This window comes from Daejeonella sp., assembly GCF_044232565.1.
In the GTDB taxonomy this organism is placed as follows: Bacteria; Bacteroidota; Bacteroidia; order Sphingobacteriales; family Sphingobacteriaceae; genus Daejeonella.
The window spans coordinates 1-5,784 of record NZ_JBIILQ010000180.1 but is presented as its reverse complement, the minus strand read 5'-3'; the positions used below and the strand labels follow the sequence as shown (position 1 = coordinate 5,784).

4 protein-coding genes are annotated in these 5,784 nt (G+C 37.7%); 1 reads left to right on the top strand and 3 read right to left on the bottom strand.

What is annotated here, in order from left to right:
- On the top strand, window positions 1-2,702 hold a 2,702-nt coding region (gene infB, locus ACILQF_RS09835; protein ID WP_395627239.1), incomplete at its 5' end, for a translation initiation factor IF-2.
- Between the two features lie 103 nt (window positions 2,703-2,805).
- Here infB and ACILQF_RS09830 read toward each other — a convergent pair.
- From ACILQF_RS09830 to ACILQF_RS09820, 3 genes are all read right to left on the bottom strand, one after another.
- On the bottom strand, window positions 2,806-3,609 hold the full coding sequence (locus ACILQF_RS09830) for an FkbM family methyltransferase (RefSeq protein ID WP_395627238.1): 804 nt from the start codon (window positions 3,607-3,609) through the stop codon (window positions 2,806-2,808).
- Between the two features lie 47 nt (window positions 3,610-3,656).
- Entirely contained in the window at window positions 3,657-4,358 is a 702-nt protein-coding gene (locus ACILQF_RS09825; RefSeq protein WP_395627237.1) for a glycosyltransferase family 2 protein, read from the bottom strand.
- Between the two features lie 3 nt (window positions 4,359-4,361).
- Window positions 4,362-5,784 (bottom strand): ABC transporter ATP-binding protein (locus ACILQF_RS09820; protein ID WP_395627236.1); only part of this gene is annotated, 1,423 nt, incomplete at its 5' end.

Sequence of the window (5,784 nt, the reverse complement as noted above, 5' to 3'; positions counted from 1 at the left end):
TCAAAAATGTAAATCCTTTTACTCCTCCAGTAGTTGAAAAGCCTAAGGAAGTGGCTCCAAGTGTGCCAAAACCGGAAGAGGGAGCTTTGCCTGGTGTAAAAGTTATTGGTAAGATTGATTTAAATCAACTTAACTCAAAAACTCGCCCAGACAAGAAAAGTCCTGAGCCAGTAAAACCTGCAGTAGTGCCAGTTCCAGTACCAGAGCCTATCGCTATAGTGCCGCCAGTAAAGGCAGAACCTGTTGTTGAGAAGCCTAAAGAAGCTGACATTGCCCCGGCTGCTACAGTTGAAACAGTTAGTCCGAAAGCAGAGCCTGTTGAAGCTCCAAAAGTTGCCGAAAAGGTTGTCCCACTTGTTGCTACTCCAGTTGAGCCTGCTGCACTTGTGCCACCAGTTCAAATCAAAATAGAAAATAAACCTAATACGCAGGAGGGTAATCCAAATGCGACAGTAATACGTGCTAAAGCGGAACGCTTAAGCGGTCCCAATGTAATTGGGCGGATTGAATTGCCAGTTTCAGCACCACGTCGTGGTCAGCCGGTAGCTTCGTCGTCTGCTGCAGGTGCCGACAATAAGCGTAAGCGTAAGCGTAAAGATAATGCTCCCGGACAGCCGGGTCAAGCTACTCAAGGTCAGCCAGGATCTGCTCCTCGTCCCGCACCTGGTGCAGGATATCAAGGAAACCGACCTGATTTTAGAGGTGGCGGCAGGCCAGCACCTGGTGGAACTGCACGTCCTGATTTCAGGAATAAGGCGCGTACTCCAGACGCACCAAAAGCAGAACCTACAGATAAAGAAATTCAAGATCAGATTAAAGCAACACTTGCTCGTTTAAGTGGAGCTGGAAAATCTGGAAAGTTTGCACAACGTGCTAAATTGCGTCGTCAGAAGCGTGATGATGTGGCTCAAACAGCAGAAGATGCTGCATTGGAACTCGAATCACAGGCAAAAACAATCAAAGTTACGGAGTTTGTTACTGCCAATGAATTGGCGATCATGCTTGATGTAGCTGTAACTCAGGTTATTTCAACCTGTATGAGTTTAGGTATGTTCGTATCCATCAACCAACGATTGGATGCTGAAACCCTGACTATTGTAGCTGATGAGTTTGGCTTTGGGGTTGAATTTGTAAAACCTGAAGACGAAGAAAGTGGCTTGTTTGAAGAAGAAGATAAGCCAGAAGACTTAGTGCCGAGAGCACCAATTGTGACCGTAATGGGTCACGTGGATCATGGTAAGACTTCCCTTCTTGACTTTGTGCGTAAAACTAACGTGATTGCTGGTGAGGCAGGAGGAATTACACAACACATTGGTGCTTATGAAGTTACTCTTGAAAATGAACGAAAAATAACATTCTTAGATACTCCGGGTCACGAAGCCTTTACTGCGATGCGTGCAAGGGGAGCAAAAGTTACTGATATTGCAATTATTGTTATTGCGGCAGACGATAGCGTGATGCCTCAAACGCGTGAAGCGATTAATCACGCCCAAGCGGCAAATGTTCCAATCGTATTTGCTTTTAGTAAGGTAGATAAGCCTGGTGCTAATGCTGATAAAATACGCGAACAACTTTCGGCCATGAATATTTTGGTTGAAGATTGGGGTGGAAAGTATCAGAGTCAGGAGATTTCTGGAAAAACAGGTATGGGTATCGATTTATTACTTGAAAAAGTATGTCTTGAGGCTGATATGCTAGAACTCACTGCTAATCCTAAAAAGCGTGCCGTAGGTACTGTTATTGAAGCTGCCTTGGATAAAGGACGCGGTATCGTTACTACAGTATTAATCCAGGCAGGAACGCTAAGAGTTGGTGATGCAATACTCGCTGGTGGTTATAGTGGAAAAGTGAAAGCTTTACATAACGAACGCGGCTTAAAGGTTGATCATGCAGGTCCGTCAACACCGGTACAGGTATTAGGTATGCAGGGCGCACCAACATCGGGCGATAAATTCAACGTGATGGATAGTGAGGTTGAAGCACGTCAGGTTGCCAATAAGAGATTACAATTACAACGTGAGCAAGGATTACGTACCCAGAAACACATTACACTTGATGAGATTGGTCGCCGTTTGGCAATCGGTAACTTTAAGGAGTTAAATGTGATTGTTAAGGGTGACGTGGATGGTTCTATTGAAGCATTATCCGACTCATTACTTAAACTTTCAACTGAGCAGATTCAGGTAAACATCATTCATAAATCGGTTGGTCAAATCTCTGAATCAGATGTATTACTTGCCTCAGCTTCTGATGCAATCATCATTGGTTTCCAAGTTCGACCTTCGGCAAGTGCACGTAAATTAGCTGAAGCAGAGCAAATTGATATTCGTCTTTATTCTATTATCTACGATGCTATCAATGAGGTTAAAGCGGCTATGGAAGGCATGCTCGACCCTGAATTTGAAGAGAAAATCACTTCAAACGTTGAAATTCGTGAAGTATTCAAAATCACAAAAGTGGGTACAATCGCTGGTTGTATGGTATTGGATGGAAAGATCACTAGAAATAGCAAGGTGCGTATCATTCGTGATGGTGTTGTTGTTTATACTGGTGAGCTAGCTTCATTAAAACGTTTTAAGGACGATGTAAAAGAAGTTGCAACAGGTTATGAGTGTGGTTTAAATATCCAAAACTTCAATAATATTGAGGTTGGTGATATCGTAGAATCATATGAGCAAGTTGAAGTGAAGAGAAAATTATAGATTTTAAATTCATAACAAAAAAAAGCGATCGGAAGATCGCTTTTTTTTGTTAGCATGTTTTTTGAAAATTTATTTTAGGTAAAACGTTTTATAAGAAATACTATTATTTGGCTTGGTGATACCAGTCTTCGGATAAGACGAGGGGCTCTTTCTCGGTGCAATCAAAGTCTAATGGATGCGGGAAAATAGATTGATATTCATCTAAAATATCTCTATCATTTCTTAAAAAAGTAAATTCTGCTAATCTTGCAGTTTTTACATCATGTTTTTTGTCAACTCCACAACAATTATTAGGATGAATATGAACGCATGTATGAGTTTGTAAAATTTTTTCTAATGCTGCTGAAGCTAGTTTAAAAAATTCCTCATCCCATAATTTATGTAAGCTATGAAGCTCAATAACAATTATTCTAAATCGTTTTTGAAGTGATAAAGTCATGTTAATGAAGGTAAAGTACTCAAATCCTTCTATATCCATTTGTAGAAGTAAATCTGAATCTTCTTTTAAATTCGCTTGATTTACCCATTCATCCATTGTGATATAATCTTCATTTTGAGTATATCCAATAAACTTTTTTATAAAATTAAATTTCTCTGCTGGTAAATTAATAGGAGGAAAATCTACAGATTTATCAGCTAGAAATAGTTTCATTCCAGCTCTAGAACAATCTTCTTCGAAACCACTTATTTGATCTACTCCTGGCGAGAAACACGCCTCAATATTTTCCAAATCATCAGGCAAAAGGTAGCCACCATCACCATTAGGACCCATTCTAATTAGAGATTTCAGAGTTTTTTTAGGATGTAACTTTTCAATCAAGCTTAAAACTTCTCGTTTATTAGTCTTTTCTTGAATTGTTATATTAGTTTTTGCTAATATTTTGTTAACCGCTCTCTTTATTTTCATATTTAACTTTAACGAATAGCTTATTATTAGATTTCTTTAAAAAAAGGTTAAAGACCTATTCTCCTTCTAAACTTTCTTAGGAGATATCTATAATAAATTGGTTTACTGAAATTATCTTTAATTATTTGGTCTTTATCTGCAAAAAATTGCTCATCCTTGGTTGTACTCGATAACCCCCCAGGTGCAAAAACAGAAACCAAATAAGGTAGGAATTCAAAATTAAATTCGCCATCACTATAGCATTTTATGTTCAAATAGTAGTCTGCTAAAATGGGGTACTTTAATTCATAGTTATATTTTGAAAAAACCTTTTTCGGATAAAAAATACTTTGATGAATAATATTCCCCTTGCTTAAATTAAGGGGTTTAAACTTTTTTCCGTCTATTCGTTTCTTGAACTTACTTCTTCCATAGTAAATGGTATTTTCATCCTTTAAATGATAAATCATTGTACTAAAATCTGCCAATAAAAGATCGTCGGCACCTAAAAAGATTATTCTATCTCCCTTAGCATGTTCAAGGGCCTTATTCATTGCGTTATACACGCCAGTATCTTTTTCACTTATCCAAAGAGATATCTTTTTTTCATTTCTTTTGATTATTTCAAGGGTGTTATCATTGCTCAAACCGTCGATAATAATAACTTCTAAGAATGGATAAGTTTGTATAAAAATACTGTCTAAACAATTTTGAAGTGTTTTGCCGGCATTATAGGTAACAATAATTATTGAGACTAAAGGATTTTCCATTTATTATTCGCTAAGACTTTGCATAGAGATCAATTTTTTATAAAGTCCATTTCCCTTTATTAGGTCATTATGACTTCCTTTTTCTTCTATTCTACCACTTTCTAACACAATTATTTGGTCGGCTTCTTGGATGGTGCTTAAACGGTGCGCAATTACAATTGATGTGCGATTTTCCATTAGTTTTTTTAGTGCACTTTGAACTATTTTTTCTGATTTAGTATCTAAAGCTGATGTAGCTTCATCCAGTAGTAGAATTGGTGGGTTTGCTAGTACAGCTCTCGCAATGCTAATTCTTTGTTTTTGTCCACCTGAAAGTTTCATTCCTCTATCTCCTATATTTGTTTGATAGCCTTCGGAGGTATCAATGATAAATTCATGGGCATTGGCTATTTTGGCGGCTTCAATTACTTCATCATGGGTAAAGGGTCTTCCAAAAGCAATGTTATTAAAGATGCTGTCATTGAAAAGTATAGGTTCTTGATTTACGATGCCCATCAAGGCTCTAACATCATGCATTCTCAAATCTTTGATATTTATTCCATCAAGAGCTATCTCGCCTGATGAAGGATCCATAAACCTAGGTAATAGATCCATAAGGGTAGTTTTTCCGCCTCCTGAAGGTCCAACTAATGCAACTGTGCTGCCTTTTGTGATTTTGATGTTGATTTGGTTTAACACTTCCTTCTCGCCATAGGCAAAACAAACATTTTTAAACTCAATACAATTATTAAAGGTATTTTTTGAAATAGCATTTAGCTTATTAGATATTTTTTCTGGGGTGTCTAACAACTGGAATACCCTTTCGCCTGCTGAGATGCCCTGTGATATATTGCCAAAAGCCTCTGATATAGCTTTTGCGGGGTTAATAATTTGTGAAAATATGATGATGTATCCAATAAATCCAGCCCCTCGTAGCTCAGATCCCTCTTGGAGGATGAGTGTTCCCCCATAAAAAAGTAGTGCCGCAACCGTACTTACACCCAATATTTCTGAAACAGGGATGGCCAATAGAACCCGTCTTGCTAATCTTCTATGGATCTTACTAGTCCACATGTTAATTGCATTAAACTTCTCCTGCATGTATTTTTCGGCATTAAAGGATTTAATAATTTTAACACCATTCAACCCTTCATCAATACTTGAAACTAATACTCCTACCGACTCTTGAGCAGCTGTTGCATGACTTCTTAATCGTTTAACAATTATGGAAATAAGCAATCCAGAAACTGGGATTAGAATTAATGCAAAAAATGTTAATTCCGATGAAATGGAAAATAGAACCGCAAAATTTAAAATAATGGCAATGGGCTCGCGTAAAATAACCTGTACCGATCTTATAATGGAGTCTTGAATCGTTACCACGTCGGTCATAAATCTAGAGATTAAATCTCCCTTACGTTGGGTGCTAAAAAATTGAATATCGATG

Bases quoted from the DNA above. Each gene is read 5' to 3' on its own strand.
- ACILQF_RS09825 (WP_395627237.1), bottom strand. From the start codon at position 4,358: ATGGAAAATCCTTTAGTCTCAATAATTATTGTTACCTATAATGCCGGC.
- ACILQF_RS09830 (WP_395627238.1), bottom strand. From the start codon at position 3,609: ATGAAAATAAAGAGAGCGGTTAACAAAATATTAGCAAAAACTAATATA.